13 protein-coding genes are annotated in these 14,720 nt (G+C 67.7%); 5 read left to right on the top strand and 8 right to left on the bottom strand.

From position 1 onward, the window contains the following. The 3 genes from ttfA to VE759_RS02145 form a co-directional block, all read right to left on the bottom strand. Nucleotides 1-820: trehalose monomycolate transport factor TtfA (gene ttfA, locus VE759_RS02135; protein WP_324927774.1), on the bottom strand; the 820-nt coding region annotated here is incomplete at its 3' end. A gap of 90 nt (nucleotides 821-910) precedes the next feature. Beyond that, nucleotides 911-3,466 (bottom strand): ATP-dependent chaperone ClpB, encoded by a 2,556-nt coding sequence (gene clpB / locus VE759_RS02140; RefSeq protein ID WP_324927776.1) that lies wholly within the window; start codon nucleotides 3,464-3,466, stop codon nucleotides 911-913. Between the two features lie 93 nt (nucleotides 3,467-3,559). Beyond that, entirely contained in the window at nucleotides 3,560-5,104 is a 1,545-nt protein-coding gene (locus VE759_RS02145; RefSeq protein WP_324927778.1) for an aldehyde dehydrogenase family protein, read from the bottom strand. A gap of 121 nt (nucleotides 5,105-5,225) precedes the next feature. On the opposite strand from VE759_RS02145, the gene VE759_RS02150 reads away from it, so the two are divergent. Beyond that, complete coding sequence (locus tag VE759_RS02150) at nucleotides 5,226-5,897, top strand: GAP family protein (RefSeq protein ID WP_414687813.1); 672 nt, start codon at nucleotides 5,226-5,228, stop codon at nucleotides 5,895-5,897. A 10-nt stretch (nucleotides 5,898-5,907) separates the two neighbouring features. Here the strand turns inward: VE759_RS02150 and VE759_RS02155 are convergent, their stop codons facing one another. Next, nucleotides 5,908-6,543: a TetR family transcriptional regulator gene (locus VE759_RS02155; protein WP_324927779.1), complete on the bottom strand. Its 636-nt coding sequence runs from the start codon at nucleotides 6,541-6,543 to the stop codon at nucleotides 5,908-5,910. A 153-nt stretch (nucleotides 6,544-6,696) separates the two neighbouring features. On the opposite strand from VE759_RS02155, the gene VE759_RS02160 reads away from it, so the two are divergent. From VE759_RS02160 to VE759_RS02175, 4 genes are all read left to right on the top strand, one after another. Then, on the top strand, nucleotides 6,697-7,266 hold the full coding sequence (locus tag VE759_RS02160) for a sigma-70 family RNA polymerase sigma factor (RefSeq protein WP_324927781.1): 570 nt from the start codon (nucleotides 6,697-6,699) through the stop codon (nucleotides 7,264-7,266). Nucleotides 7,267-7,372: 106 nt separating this feature from the next. Beyond that, the gene (locus VE759_RS02165) at nucleotides 7,373-8,365 is read left to right on the top strand and encodes an ABC transporter permease (RefSeq protein ID WP_324927782.1); all 993 of its coding nucleotides are present in this window, start codon (nucleotides 7,373-7,375) and stop codon (nucleotides 8,363-8,365) included. An 11-nt stretch (nucleotides 8,366-8,376) separates the two neighbouring features. After that, nucleotides 8,377-9,543, top strand: a complete 1,167-nt coding sequence (locus tag VE759_RS02170; protein ID WP_324927784.1) for an FAD-binding oxidoreductase — start codon at nucleotides 8,377-8,379, stop codon at nucleotides 9,541-9,543. Between the two features lie 19 nt (nucleotides 9,544-9,562). Then, complete coding sequence (locus tag VE759_RS02175; RefSeq protein ID WP_324927786.1) at nucleotides 9,563-10,465, top strand: aldose 1-epimerase; 903 nt, start codon at nucleotides 9,563-9,565, stop codon at nucleotides 10,463-10,465. Here the strand turns inward: VE759_RS02175 and VE759_RS02180 are convergent. Genes VE759_RS02180 through dnaK form a run of 4 tightly spaced genes read right to left on the bottom strand, consistent with a single transcriptional unit; the run spans nucleotide 10,462 to nucleotide 14,643 of the window. Further along, nucleotides 10,462-10,848, bottom strand: coding sequence for a heat shock protein transcriptional repressor HspR (locus VE759_RS02180; RefSeq protein WP_324927788.1), 387 nt, complete (start codon nucleotides 10,846-10,848; stop codon nucleotides 10,462-10,464). The genes VE759_RS02175 and VE759_RS02180 overlap by 4 nt on opposite strands. Continuing rightward, complete coding sequence (dnaJ, locus tag VE759_RS02185) at nucleotides 10,845-12,014, bottom strand: molecular chaperone DnaJ (protein WP_324927790.1); 1,170 nt, start codon at nucleotides 12,012-12,014, stop codon at nucleotides 10,845-10,847. Before dnaJ ends, VE759_RS02180 begins: the two co-directional genes overlap by 4 nt. 59 nt (nucleotides 12,015-12,073) lie before the next feature. Beyond that, the gene (grpE, locus tag VE759_RS02190) at nucleotides 12,074-12,757 is read right to left on the bottom strand and encodes a nucleotide exchange factor GrpE (RefSeq protein ID WP_324927792.1); all 684 of its coding nucleotides are present in this window, start codon (nucleotides 12,755-12,757) and stop codon (nucleotides 12,074-12,076) included. Then, nucleotides 12,754-14,643 (bottom strand): molecular chaperone DnaK, encoded by a 1,890-nt coding sequence (gene dnaK / locus VE759_RS02195; RefSeq protein ID WP_324927794.1) that lies wholly within the window; start codon nucleotides 14,641-14,643, stop codon nucleotides 12,754-12,756. The genes grpE and dnaK overlap by 4 nt, the downstream gene beginning before the upstream one ends. Nucleotides 14,644-14,720 lie beyond the last annotated feature (77 nt).

A 14,720-nucleotide genomic window follows, 5' to 3' on the forward strand; every position in this document is an offset into this window, starting at 1 on the left:
GCGGCGGTGGCATGCGGCCGGGCTCGGCGCGCCGGATCGCCTCGGTGCGACCGGGTTCGGCACGGCCGGGCTCGGGACGGCGGATGGCTTCGGTGCGGCCGGGCTCGGCGCGCCGCAGCGCCTCGGTGCGACCCGGCGGCAGCTCGGCAGGCGGCGCCAACGGCCGACCGGGCGATCCGTCACGCCGGGCCGCGGACTGGCCGATGGCCTTGGGCGCCGGCGGGAGCACGCGGAGTAGGTCGTTGAACTGCCGCACGGTGCGCAGCCCCTCGTCCCAGACCGCGCGGGTGCTGGTGACCGGCATGCTGATCAGCGTCCAGTTCTGCTCGTTCCACATGATTTCCGCGGAATCCGGTGCGGTGTGGGCAAAGGTGACCATGCGACGGTCACACGCGCGGCGGGCGGCGTCGAGATTGGTGGAGTACACCATCCGCGGGCCGATCGCGCCGAGCAGCCACATGTCGCTTTCCCTCGGCTCCTTCAGGCCCTTCAGCCGCAGGTCGATCACGACGTTGGTGCCGACCTTGCGGTGCAGCGCGATCACGGTCGCGACGTCGTCCAGGTCGAAAATGTACACCGCTTCGCCGCGGATCTGGCCGAGCACGACGTTGCGGGCGGTCACGTCGCCGACGGTCGACATCACGCCGCGCTTCCATCGGCGCAGGATATCGGCGGACTCCGGCTCGTAGTCGAAGCCGTGTGAGCGCGCCCACGACTTGCGGCGGTGGCCCAGCCCGCGCCGACGGCTGATGTCGACGTACAGCAGCACGCCCGCGCTCACGAAGCACAGCGCGGACAGCGTGAACCAGAGCGGAACCATCCCAGTCAGCCTATCTGCTGCGGGTCGGATACCCCGAACTTGAGCGGATTACAACCCCGTCACATGCGCGATTAAATCGCCTTCGGGAAATTACCCGAGTACCAGCCGGTCACCGTCGGGACTGACGTTCACCGCAACGGTGTCGCCGTCGTGGACTTGGCCGGCGAGCAGCATCTTGGCCAGCTCGTCGCCGATGGCCTGCTGGATCAGTCGCCGCAGTGGCCGCGCGCCGTAGACCGGGTCGAACCCGCGGTGGGCCAGCCACCGCTTGGCCGGCAGCGACACCTCCAGTTGCAGCCGCCGCTGCGCGAGCCGCTTCTGCAGCTGAGCCAGCTGGATGTCGACGATCTGCACCAGCTCCTCGGGGTTGAGGCCCTCGAAGATCAGCACGTCGTCGAGCCGGTTGATGAACTCCGGCTTGAAGGTCGCCCGCACCGCCGCCATGACCTGGTCCTCGTTGCCGCCGGAGCCGAGGTTGGACGTCAGGATCAGGATCGTGTTGCGGAAGTCGACGGTGCGGCCCTGCCCGTCGGTGAGCCGACCCTCGTCGAGGACCTGCAGCAGCACGTCGAACACGTCCGGGTGAGCCTTCTCGACCTCGTCGAACAACACCACCGTGTATGGGCGCCTGCGCACCGCCTCGGTGAGCTGACCGCCCTGGTCGTAACCGACGTAGCCGGGGGGCGCACCGACCAGCCGAGCCACCGAGTGCTTCTCGCCGTACTCGCTCATGTCGATGCGGACCATCGCGCGCTCGTCGTCGAACAGGAAGTCGGCCAGCGCCTTGGCCAGCTCGGTTTTACCGACACCGGTCGGGCCAAGGAACAGGAACGATCCGGTCGGCCGGTTCGGGTCGGCCACACCGGCGCGGCTGCGGCGCACCGCGTCCGAGACGGCTTGCACGGCCTTCTTCTGGCCAACGACGCGCTTGGCCAGCTCGTCTTCCATCCGCAGCAGTTTGGCGGTCTCCCCCTCCAACATGCGACCGGCCGGGATGCCCGTCCACGCCGACACCACCTCGGCGATGTCGTCGGGGCCGACCTCTTCCTTGAGCATCACCTGCTCGCGGGCCTCGGCCTGCGGCAGCGCGGCCTCGAGCTTCTTCTCGATCTCCGGGATGCGCCCGTAGCGCAGCTCGGCGGCCTTGGCCAGGTCGGCGTCGCGCTCGGCCCGCTCGGCCTCACCGCGCAGCGTCTCCAGCTGCTCCTTGAGGCCGCGGACAGTGTCGATCGCGCTCTTTTCGTTCTGCCAGCGAGTGGTCAGCTCGGCCAGCCTCTCCTTCTGGTCGGCCAGTTCGTCGCGCAGCTTCTCCAGCCGCTCTCGTGTTGCGGCGTCCTCCGCTGTCTCTTCTCTGGACAGCGCCATCTCCTCGATCTCGAGCCGGCGCACCAGCCGCTCGACCTCGTCGATCTCGACGGGCCGGGAGTCGATCTCCATCCGCAACCGCGACGCCGCCTCGTCGACCAGGTCGATGGCCTTGTCGGGCAGGAACCGCGCGGTGATGTAGCGATCGGACAACGTCGCGGCCGCTACCAACGCCGAGTCGGTGATGCGCACACCGTGGTGCACCTCATAGCGATCCTTGAGCCCGCGCAGGATGGCAATTGTGTCCTCGACCGACGGCTCACCGACGAAGACCTGCTGGAAGCGCCGCTCCAGCGCGGCGTCCTTCTCGATGTGCTTGCGGTACTCGTCGAGCGTGGTCGCGCCGACCAGCCGCAGCTCGCCGCGGGCCAACATCGGCTTGATCATGTTGCCGGCGTCCATCGCGCCCTCGCCGGTCGCGCCGGCGCCGACAATCGTGTGCAGCTCGTCGATGAAGGTGATGATCTGTCCGGCCGAGTTCTTGATGTCGTCGAGAACGGCCTTCAGGCGTTCCTCGAACTCGCCGCGATACTTCGAGCCGGCGACCATGGAGCCGAGGTCCAGCGCCACAATCGTCTTGTCGCGCAGACTTTCCGGCACGTCGCCGGCGACGATGCGCTGGGCGAGGCCCTCGACGATCGCGGTCTTGCCGACGCCGGGCTCGCCGATGAGCACCGGGTTGTTCTTGGTGCGACGGCTCAGCACCTGCACGACGCGACGAATCTCGTTGTCGCGCCCAATGACCGGGTCGAGTTCGCCGTCCCGCGCGCGGGCGGTCAGGTCGGTGGAGTACTTCTCCAGCGCCTGGTAGGTGTCCTCCGGATCGGGACTGGTGACCCGTGCGCTGCCGCGCACCTTGACGAACGCGTCTCGCAGCGCCTGCGGCGACGCGCCGTGGCCGGTCAACAGCTTGGCGACGTCGGAATCACCGGTGGCCAACCCCACCATCAGGTGCTCGGTCGAGACGTACTCGTCGTCCATCTCGGTGGCCAGCTGCTGTGCCGCGGTGATCGCGGCCAGCGATTCGCGCGACAGCTGCGGTTGCGCGCTCGCGCCGGCGGCGCGGGGTAGCCGATCGAGCAGCCGCTGGGTCTCGGTGCGGATGGTCGCCGGGTCGACGCCGACGGCCTCGAGCAACGGCGCGGCGATTCCGTCCTGCTGGGTCAACAGCGCCAGCAGCAAATGAGCGGGCCGGATCTCCGGGTTGCCGGCCGCGCTGGCGTCCTGCAACGCGGCGGTCAGTGCCGCCTGAGTCTTGGTGGTCGGGTTGAACGAGTCCACGACACCTCCGTTCGTCTAGGAAAGAACCTTGTCGCGATGTTCAACGTCGTCAAGATTGAGTCTGTTCCGCTCAACTCTAGCGGATGTGGGGCATCAGCGCCCGAGTCGCCGGTGCCAGTCCCTGGCGGCGAGCAATCTGATCATCGTCGACATGACCCTGCCCTTGCGGCGCGAATACGGGTACCAGTTCAGCTCCTTCTTCATCGCCACCCGGTCGGCGACGATGCTCTTGGTGCGGCAGTACTTACGGATACCGGCGGCCCCGCCGGAGCGTTCACCCAGCCCGGAGTCGTGCCAGCCGCCAAACGGTAGGGGCAGCTGGATGACCCCCAAGATGACGTTGTTGATGTGCACGAATCCGGTGTCCATCCGCTTCGCCAGCGCCATCGCCTTCGCCCGGTCGCGGGTCCAGACGCTGCCGGACAGCCCGAACCGGGAGTCGTTGGCCTTCTCGATCGCCTCGTCCGCGTCGCGAACCTTCATCACCGGCAGCGTGGGGCCGAACGTCTCGTCGCGCATGCAATCCATCTCGTGGTTGACGTCGACCAGCACCGTCGGCTCGTAGAACAACCCGTCGCGCTTCGGCTTGCCGCCGATGAGCGCCTTCGCCCCCTTGCTGACCGCGTCGTTCACGTGCCTCGACACGATGCCCAGTTGCTGTTCGGTGGCCATGGCGCCGACGTCAACGGAATAGTCGTGCTTTGCGTCCATGCCCTGCCGCAACTGCGCTGTCCTGGCGACCAGCTTGTGCACGAACTCCTCGTAGATCGGCTCCTCGACGTATACCCGTTCCACGGAGATGCAGGCCTGACCGGCGTTGAAGAACCCGCCCCACAGCGCACCCTCCACGGCGCGGTCGACGTCGGCGTCCGCGCAGACGATCATCGCGTCCTTGCCGCCCAACTCGAGGCCGTAGGGAATCAGCCGCTGTGCGGCGGCGACGGCTACCCGGCGTCCGGTGTTGACCGAACCGGTGAACATCACGTAGTCCACGAGATCAACGACGGCAGAACCCGTTTCGCCGTATCCGTACACCGCGTCGAGTACATCGGGTGCACCGATCTCCTGCCAGCCGCTGACCGCGCGCTGCCACACCAGCGGGGTGAATTCCGAGGGCTTGGACAACACGGCACAACCGGCCATCAACGCCGGTGGTATGTCCAACAGCGGCACCGACAGCGGACCGTTCCACGGGGTGATCACGCCGACGAGCGGGTAGGGCTCGTAGCGGATGGTCAGCTTCTTGGCCGCATTGGCCACGCCGACCGGACGAACGGCTTCGTCGGCGAGGAATTCGGCCGCGTTCTCGGCCCAGTAGTTGATCAAGTCCGGCGCGACCTCGCCGGCCGTGTCGCCCCAGGCCTTACCGGATTCCCGCTGCAGCACGGTGAGCAGTTCGTCGGAATGATCGAGTAGCCAATCGCGCCATTTGCCAAGCCATTTGGCGCGTCCGTGGGGTCCCATCGCCTGCCACTCGGGCTGCGCGGCGCGCAACCGGGCGGCGACGGCGTCGACCTCGGCCCGCGGCGTGACCGGGACGGTGCCGACCACGTCGCCGGTGGCGGGACATTTCACCACCACTTCGTGGTGGGAGTTCGACCGCTGTGAGCCCGTCCGTACGTCCGTGTGGGGTTGCATCCCGACCACCTCCATCGCCCCGTGTCGACCCTAGCGACCAGGGGCTGTTGCCGTGGCGAGTTGACCGCCCGCGGACGCCCGGCATTGCTACCGTCGTGTTCGGACCAACGGGAGGCGGCGGGTGTCCAGCGAACTGGTGTCGGTCATGACCGAAATGGTGCCGCTGGCGCTGGTGATCGCGCTTTCGCCGCTGTCGATCATTCCCGCGGTGCTGGTGCTGCACAGTCCGCGCCCGAAGCCCGCGGGGCTGACCTACCTGGGCGGCTGGTTGCTTGCGCTGTCGGCGATGACCGGGGTGTTCGTCGCCGTCGCCGGGCTGGTCGGCGCATTCGATCAGCCACCGAGGTGGGCCTCCTGGGGGCGGGTCGCGGTCGGCGTGGCGTTGATCGTCTTCGGGTTGTGGCGGTGGTTCACGCGCCACCGGTCCGGGCATTCGCCGGCGTGGATGCGCACGCTGACCGACACCACCCCGATCCGCGCCGGCGGCCTCGGGGTGCTGTTGGCGGTCGTCAACCCGAAGGTGGTATTCATCTGTCTCGCGGCGGGTTTGGCAGCGGGTTCGGCCGGGCTCGGGCTGGCGGGCACCTGGACCGCTGCGGCCTTCTTCGTCGCCGTCGCCGCGGCGTCGGTCGCGCTGCCGATCCTGGCCTACGCGTTGTCCGGCCAGCGCCTGGCGGGGGCGCTGGCCAGGCTCAAGGACTGGATGGAGCGGCACAATGCCGCGCTGGTCGCCGCCATCCTCATCGTGATCGGAGTCATGGTGCTGTACAAGGGAATTCACGGTCTGGCGTGAAGTGGTGGCGTCAGTCGGGTAGGCCGAGTTCGGCCGCGTCGGCGGTCAGATAGCGCTGCACGGTGGGCGCCACCAACGTGACGATCTCGTCGCCCGACAACTCCGACAACGGCGGCACCCGAATCACGTAGCGGAGCATGGCGGTGCCGACGAGGCTCGACGCGGCCAGCATCGCCCGCAGTCGGGCCTGCTCACCTCCACCCAGTGCGGCCGAGACGGCGGTGAGCACATAGCTTTGGACGAAGCTTCGAAATGCCTGCTGCGCGTCGGAATTCGACGTCGCCGACGCCAACATCGACGTTATGCTGTGTGCGGTGTCCGGGCCCTCCCAGATCCGCAAGTAGGTACGGACCAGACGTTCCCCGATGTCGCCGGCCTGATCGGCTGAGCCGCCGGTAAGGGCGTCCACCAGCGCGCCGGGATCGATGATCAGACGCAGCGATTCGCGAAACAGTTCGGCCTTGGACCCGAACAGATACAGCACCATCGACGCATCCACGCTGGCATCGCGGGCGATCTCACGCAGGGTCGTCTTTTCGTAGCCCTGTTCGGCGAATCGCCGCTTTGCCGCCCGCAGCACGGCGTCACGTGACACCGGCTCGCCTTGACGGCGGCCCCGTCGCCTCGTCGTCGCTGGTCGCGCCATGTGACGACGATAACATTTCAATTGGTGTTGAAATCAAGGCGGCACCGGAGTTATGCTCGAGTCTTAATTCAACGTAGGTTGAAATCGGGGAGGCGCCGTGGCCGTCCAATCGTCAGCCCAATATCCGGCCCGCTACCACTGGGGCGGTGAACCGTGACCGCGACATCCGCCGAATCGACCAGTGGCACAAGTGAACTGAGCGCAACCTTCGCGCGCGACATTACGCCGCTACTCGGACCGCTGTACCGTCAGGCATTTCGGCTGACTCGTCACCGCGCCGACGCAGAGGATTTGCTGCAGGACACGATGGTGAAGGCCTACGCCCACTTCGACCAGTTTCAGCAGGGCTCCAACCTCGCCGCGTGGCTGTCGCGGATCCTGACCAACAACTACATCAACGCCTACCGCAGGAGACAGCGGGAGCCGGCTCAATACCCGACCGAGGCGATCACCGATCACCAGCTCGCGGCGTGTGCGCGACACACCGCGACGGGGCTGCGCTCGGCCGAGGACGAGGCATTGACAGGCTTGCCCGACAACGAGATCAAGGCGGCCATGCGGGCCCTTCCCGAGAAGTTCCGCATGGCGGTCTACTACGCCGACGTGGAAGGGCGGCGCTCCAGCGAAATCGCACGGCTCATGGGCACCCCGGTCGGAACCGTGGTCTCCAGGCTGCACCGCGGACGCCGACAGCTGCGCGGGCTTCTCGCACCTGCGGCGTGACGCCCGCCGCGTGGACATCGCGCTTATTCAATGACTGTTGAAATCGTTACCCGGCCGCGATAGGCTCGCACAGACCGTTAATTCAACAACGGATGAAAGGGCGACCATGGACACCCAATCACCGCCCCGCCACACCGACCACCCCGCCGTGCGCCACCGGCCACCGGCCGCGCTGCGGGCCACCGGCATCGTCGTCGGCCTCACCGTGGTGCTGGCGATCATCGCGATCGCGTTCGCGCTGCCGGCCGCTAAAACGAAGCCCCGCGACGTGCCGATCGGCGCGGCCGGACCACAGGCCGCGCAGGTCGCCGGCCTGCTGGAACAGAACGCGCCCGGTGCGTTCGCGGTCACCAGCTATCCCGACGAGGCGGCGCTGCGCGGCGCGATCCGCGACCGTGCCGTCTACGGCGGCATCTCGTTCGGTGCGGACGGCCCCAGGCTGTTGATCGCCACCGGCGGCAGCCCGCTCGTCGCGCAGCTGCTCACCCAGGTCGGCAATGGCATCGCCCAGCACGCCGGCCGGCCGCTGCGCACCGAGGATCTGGCGCCGCCGACGGCCGGCGACCCGCGGGGAACCGGGCTGGCCGCCGCGGTGCTGCCCATCACCCTGGCCGGCCTGCTGCCGGGGATCGCGCTGGTGTTGCTGCTGCCCCGGGAGGTGTGGACCCGCTGCACCGCAACGGTGGTGTTCTCGGGGCTGGCGGGCGTGACGATCGCCGCGCTGCTGCGGTATGTGCTCGGCTCGATCGATCAAAACTTCTGGGCGGTGGCCGGCGGGTTGGCACTGGGTGTGCTCGCCGCCGGCCTGTCCCTCCTCGGGCTGGGATCGCTGTTCGGTCGTGTCGGCCTGGTCGTCGGCGCGCTGCTGGCGCTGCTGCTGGGCAACCCGCTGTCCGGACTAAACAGCGCACCGCAGATGTTGCCGAGCGGATGGGGCACCCTCGGTCACTACCTGCCGCAGGGCGCGAACGCCACCCTGCTGCGGTCGACCGCATTCTTCGGCGGCGCCGGCGCGGGTACCGCGATCGTGGTGCTGACCTGCTGGGCGCTGGCCGGGGGGGTGCTGGTCGCGATCGCCGCGTCGCGTGGCCGCGCTTAGAATCGTGCGCCGTGGGTGTCGAGAACCAGAGCGTGCTGCGACGGCTGCGCTCGGCGATCGACCCCACGTCTGGATCCGACGAGCTGATCGGCCGGTTCTACACCGCCTGGTTCGCTGTCGATCCATCGGCGCGTGACCTGTTTCCGCCCGAGATGGGCGGCCAGCGGACGGCCTTCGCGCACGCGCTCTCGTGGGTGCTGGGTGAACTGATCGCGCGGCGCGCGCAGGAGCCGGTGTCGTTTCTCGCGCAGCTCGGCCGCGACCACCGCAAGTACGGCGCCACCCCGACGCATTACAAATCGATGCAGAACGCGCTGTACACGACGCTGCGCAGTCATTTCGGCTCGACCTGGGATGCCTCCTTCGAGGAGGCGGCCTGCGAAGCGCTCAACCTGATCGTCGGGGTGATGTGCGGCGCCGCCGACGCCGAGGCGGGTCCGCCGTGGTGGGACGGCACGGTGGTCGAGCACCAACAAGTGTCGCGCGACATCGCGGTGATCCGACTGCAACTGGACCGGCCGATGCCCTACCACGCCGGCCAGTACGTCAATGTCCAAGTCCCGCAATGCCCGCGACGGTGGCGCTATCTGAGCCCGGCCATACCGTCGGATCCCACTGGCGCGATCGAGTTTCATGTGCGCGCAGTGCTCGGCGGGATGGTCAGCAGGGCGATCGTCGAAGAGACCCATCCCGGCCAGCGTTGGCGGCTGTCCAGCCCGCTGGGAGCCATGGAGATCGACCGCGACGGCGGCGACGTGCTCATGGTGGCCGGCAGCAGCGGCCTTGCCCCGCTACGGGCGATGATCATGGACCTCGCCCAATACGGGCACAACCCGCGGGTGCATCTCTTCTTTGGGGCGCGCTATCCGTGTGAGCTCCACGACCTGCGCACGCTGTGGAACATCGCCGCCCACAATCCATGGCTTTCGGTGTCGCCGGTGTCCGATTACAATCGCAACCCGCCCTGGGCTGCGGATTACCCCAACGTCGAACCGCCCCGCGGCCTGCACGTTCGCCAAATCGGGCGACTGCCCGAGGTGGTCACGAAGTACGGCGGATGGGGTGACCGGCAGATCCTCATCTGCGGCGGCCCGCAGATGGTTGCGGCCACCAAGGCGGCGCTGATTGCCAAAGGCGCACCGGCCGAACGCATTCAACACGACCCGCTCGCGAATTGATCTGTGAAAGGATCCGACGATGGCTGAGCTGCCTAGCGTTACGTTGCGCGACCCGTCGTCCCCGCTGACCGCGGAATACGTACCGAAGGCCGGCATGGTCGGCACCTCGCTGTCCGATGACGGGGTGGAGTTGCTCGGGCAGCGCCGCGGCCTGCACGCCTATCTGACGACCGGCAAGACGATGGGCATCCCGATTCTGTACCCGTGGGCAAACCGGTTGAGCGCGAACACATATAGCGTGGACGGCGGCGCCGTCACGCTGACCCCGGGCATCGGCGGGGTGCGCACCGATCAGCACGGCGTGGTGATTCACGGGGTGCTCGCCGCGTATCCGGAGTGGGAGGTCACCGAGCAGACCGACAACAGGCTGACCGCCCAACTGGACTACGGTTCGAAGCCGCGCCTGTTGGTCAGCTTTCCGTTCCCACACACGTTGAAGTTGGAGGTGACGCTGGCGGATCGCACGCTGACGGTGCGGACCACGGTGACACCCACCAGCTCGGCCGACGTGCCGTTGTGCTTCGGATTCCATCCGTATCTGCGGGTGCCGGACGTGCCGCGGCCGGAATGGGAAGTCGAGCTACCCGCAATGAAATTCGCGCCGGTAAACGCGTGGGGCATCCCGACCGGGGTCACCGAAGACAGGCCGGCGTCCAAGCAAGCGTTGGACGACAAATACTTCGACGACGGATATGTCGACATCCCGACCGGTGCGGTTTTCGCGCTTTCCGGTGGGGACCGTCGCATCGAGGTGCACTTCGAGGAGGGTTATTCGGCGGCGCAGGTGTTCTCGCCAAGCGACGACGAAGTGATCTGCTTCGAGCCGATGATGGCCCCGACCGATGCACTGCGCCGCGGCGGCTTCCCCGTCGTTCACCAGGGCGAGTCGGCGACCGCGACGTTTTCGATCCGGGTGTCTTAGCGGCGCTTCCGCGGCTGCCACACGACCACCGCGGTGCTCTTCGGCATCACCGCGACCTCACGACGCTGGTTGGTGCGCAGCATCTCGATCTCCTCGGACATCTCCTTGATCCGCAACTGCAGCGCCTCGACCTGGGTGGTCAGCTCGATGATCCGCTTGATGCCGGCAAGATTCACGCCCTCGTCCTGCGACAGCCGCTGCACCTCGCGCAGCAACTCGACGTCACGCTGTGAGTAGCGCCGGCCGCCGCCGGTGCTGCGTCGAGGTGTGACCAGACCGAGCCGGTCATACGTGCGCAGGGTTTGAGCGTGCATGCCGGCCAGTTCGGCGGCCACCGAGATCAGGAAGGTGCGGGCTTCTTCGGATGACGAATTGCGACTCATCGGTTACCCGCCCATCCGGCGCGCGGATCGAAGCCGCTGGCCCGTTCCGCGGCGGCGTACTTCTCCAGCGCCTCCAGGGCTGTGCCTTCCAAGTTGGGCGGAACTGCCACCCTCACGGTGACCAACAGGTCTCCGTTACCGCCGTTGCGCTTCGGCACTCCGCGGCCGCGCACCCGCAGGATGCGTCCGTCGGCGGTGCCCTTCGGCACCCGCACACCGACCTTGCCGTCCAGCGTCGGCACCGAAAGTGTTGTGCCAAGCGCTAATTCATGGAAGCTGACCGGCACGGTGACGGTCAGGTCGTCGCCGTCGCGGCCGAACACCTTGTCGGGGCGGACGTGCACGGTCACGTACAGGTCGCCGGACGGTGCCCCGCGCAGCCCGGCCTCACCCTGGCCGGGCAGCCGGATCCGCTGGCCGTCCTCGACGCCGGGCGGGATGCGGACGTTGATCGTCCGGGTGCGGGTCGCGACGCCGGTGCCTTTGCACTCCGGGCAGGGGTGCTCGATGATCGAACCGGTGCCGCGGCAATCGGTGCACGGCTCGGAGAACCCGAACGCGCCTTGATTGCGGCTGATCACACCGGCGCCGTTGCATGTCGGGCACACCTTCGGGCTGGTGCCAGGCCGCGCGCCGCTCCCGTGGCAGTTCGTGCACGGTGCCGGACTGGTCAACCGCAGCGGCATGGCGACGCCGTTGGTGGCCTCAAGGAAATCGAGTTCGGTCTCGGTTTCCAGGTCGTTGCCGCGACGCGGCCGGCTGGGCCTCGGCGAAGCGCCGCGGCCGAACAAGCCGCCGAACAGGTCGCCGATGTTGGTGCCCCCGGTCTGCCCGGCGGCGTCGAAGAGGTCGCCGAGATTGAACTCCGTGGCGTTTCCGCCGAAGCCGCCGAAGTTTCCGGCGGAGAACCGGCGGCCGAAGCCGCCCTCGGCGAACAGCCGCCGGGTCTCGTCGTACTCCTTGCGCTTGGTCGGGTCCGACAGCACGTTGTGCGCCTCGGACACGGCCTTGAACCGCTCCTCGGCCGCCGCATCGTTGCGGTTGCGGTCGGGATGCAGTTCGCGCGCCAGCTTGCGATAGGCGCGCTTGATCTCTTCCTGGCTGGCATCGGAGGAGACGCCGAGCTCCTTGTAGAAGTCCTTCTCAACCCATTCGCGTTGGGCCATGTCGCGTCACCTCCTTACCAGTGCGGTCGTCGTACTGTGGTAGTTGTGTGCCGGCCTCGTTAACCGGCCGACGATTCTGATTCTGCGGTCTCGGTGTCCGGCGCGCTGCCGTTATCGACCGCGTCGGCGGGCTGCTCGGCCGGCGCGGCATCCGGGCCGGCGTCCGGGGCCGTCGCCGGCTGGTCGTCTTCGACGGTGTCGACGACGCCGACCAACGCGTGGCGCAGCACCTGGTCGCCCATTCGGTAACCACGGCGCATCACGCTGCCGACGATCGGCTTTGAACCGTCGCCCTCGTGCTGCACCGCCTCGTGCAGTGACGGGTCGAAGCCATCGCCTTCGTCTCCGAACGCCGAAAGCCCAATGCCGGTAAGGGCATTCGTCAGCTTGTCGGCGACGGAGCGCAGCGGCCCCGACTCCAGGTCGCCGTGGCTGCGGGCACGATCGAGGTCGTCGAGCACACCGAGCAATTGGCTCACCACCGCCGCCTTACCCCGCTCTGCGGCCACCTGCTGGTCGCGCAGCGCACGCTTGCGATAGTTCGCGAAATCGGCTTGCACGCGCTGCAAGTCGGCGGTCAGCTCGGCCACCTTGTCCGACGTGTCGGCCGACGGCGCCCCCGGCGCCGGCCCACTGGGGGCCGGGCCAGCGGCGCCTTCGCGAACTTGGCCGGTCGCCGGATCGATGCGCCGTTTATCGGTGACGGTCACCGGTTCGTGGGACTCGCTGCCGGGTCGACTCACTTGGACTCCCGGCTGCTGTCATCCACCACCTCGGCGTCCACCACGTCATCGGCCCCGCCGGACCCGTTGCCGCCGGCTCCGCCGGCACTGGTGGCTCCGCCGGCGCCGGCACTGGTGGCCTGATCGGCCTGCGCGGCCTCGTAAATGGCCTGGCCCAGCGCCTGCGATTCCTGGCCGAGCTTCTCCATCGCGGACTTGATCGCGGTGATATCGGTTCCACCGAGTGCCGTCTTGGCATCGGCGATCGCCGCATCGACCCGCGACAGCGTCTCCTCGGGGACCTTCGAGCCGCCCTCGGCCTCGCGCTGCTCCTTGACGAACTTCTGCGTCTGATACACCAGCGTCTCGGCCTGGTTGCGGACATCGGCCTCCTCGCGACGCTTGCGGTCCTCGTCGGCGTGCGCCTCGGCGTCCTTGATCATCCGGTCGATCTCGTCCTTGGACAGGGCCGAGCCTTCCTGGATCCGGATGGTGTTCTCCTTGCCGGTGCCCTTGTCCTTGGCCGTGACGTGCACGATGCCGTTGGCGTCGATGTCGAACGTGACCTCGATCTGCGGCACGCCCCGCGGGGCCGGTGGGATACCGGTCAGCTCGAAGCTGCCCAGCAGCTTGTTGTGCGAGGCGATCTCACGCTCACCCTGATAGACCTGGATCTGCACCGACGGCTGATTGTCGTCGGCCGTGGTGAAGGTCTCCGACCGCTTGGTCGGAATCGTGGTGTTGCGCTCGATCAGCTTGGTCATCACGCCGCCCTTGGTCTCGATGCCGAGCGACAGTGGCGTGACATCGAGCAGCAGAACGTCTTTCACCTCACCCTTGAGCACGCCGGCCTGCAGTGCGGCGCCGACCGCGACAACCTCATCGGGGTTAACGCCCTTGTTCGGCTCCTTGCCGCCGGTGAGCTCCTTGACCAGATCGGTCACGGCGGGCATCCGGGTGGAACCCCCCACCAGCACGACATGGTCGATGTCGGACACCGAGAGGCCGGTGTCGGACATCACCGACTTGAACGGCTTGCGGGTGCGGTCCAGCAGGTCCTGCGTGATCCGCTGGAACTCCGCGCGGGTCAGCTGCTCATCGAGGAACAGCGGGTTCTTGTCGGCGTCGACGGTGATGTATGGCAGGTTGATCGACGTGCTCTGGCTTGACGACAGCTCGATCTTGGCCTTCTCGGCCGCTTCCCGCAGCCGCTGCATCGCCATCTTGTCCCTGGTCAGGTCGATGCCGGTCTGCGCCTTGAACTTGTCGACGAGCCAGTCGACGATGCGCTGATCCCAGTCGTCGCCGCCGAGGTGGTTGTCACCCGAGGTCGCGCGGACCTCGACGACGCCCTCGCCGATCTCCAGCAGCGAGACGTCGAAGGTGCCGCCACCCAGGTCGAATACCAGGATGGTCTGCTCCTTCGCGCCCTTGTCCAGGCCGTAGGCCAACGCGGCGGCGGTCGGCTCGTTCACGATCCGCAGCACGTTCAGCCCCGCGATCTGGCCGGCCTCCTTGGTGGCCTGCCGCTGGGCGTCGTTGAAGTAGGCCGGAACGGTGATCACGGCGTCGGTGATGTCCTCACCGAGGTAGGACTCCGCATCGCGCTTCAGCTTCATCAAAATCCGCGCACTGATCTCCTGCGCGGTGTACTTCTTGCCGTCGATCTCGATGCTCCAGTCGGTGCCCATCTGGCGCTTGACCGAGCGAACCGTGCGCTCGACGTTGGTCACGGCCTGGTTCTTGGCGGGCTGGCCGACCAGCACCTCGCCGTTACGAGCGAACGCTACGACCGATGGGGTCGTGCGTGAGCCCTCGGAGTTCGCGACGACGACCGGGTCGCCACCTTCGAGGACCGCGACGACAGAGTTGGTGGTCCCGAGGTCGATTCCGACCGCACGAGCCATGGTGTTGCCTCCTGGTATAGATGTGGTATCTGCGTCTACTACGTCTACTGAGTGGACTGCGCTCAAGTCTGCACGCG

Source organism: Mycobacterium sp. (assembly GCF_035640695.1).
GTDB lineage: Bacteria > Actinomycetota > Actinomycetes > Mycobacteriales > Mycobacteriaceae > Mycobacterium.

Bases quoted from the DNA above. Each gene is read 5' to 3' on its own strand.
- dnaK (WP_324927794.1), bottom strand. From the start codon at position 14,643: ATGGCTCGTGCGGTCGGAATCGACCTCGGGACCACCAACTCTGTCGTC.
- VE759_RS02145 (WP_324927778.1), bottom strand. From the start codon at position 5,104: ATGCAACCCCACACGGACGTACGGACGGGCTCACAGCGGTCGAACTCC.
- VE759_RS02175 (WP_324927786.1), top strand. From the start codon at position 9,563: ATGGCTGAGCTGCCTAGCGTTACGTTGCGCGACCCGTCGTCCCCGCTG.
- VE759_RS02155 (WP_324927779.1), bottom strand. From the start codon at position 6,543: ATGGCGCGACCAGCGACGACGAGGCGACGGGGCCGCCGTCAAGGCGAG.
- VE759_RS02180 (WP_324927788.1), bottom strand. From the start codon at position 10,848: ATGAGTCGCAATTCGTCATCCGAAGAAGCCCGCACCTTCCTGATCTCG.
- dnaJ (WP_324927790.1), bottom strand. From the start codon at position 12,014: ATGGCCCAACGCGAATGGGTTGAGAAGGACTTCTACAAGGAGCTCGGC.
- VE759_RS02165 (WP_324927782.1), top strand. From the start codon at position 7,373: ATGGACACCCAATCACCGCCCCGCCACACCGACCACCCCGCCGTGCGC.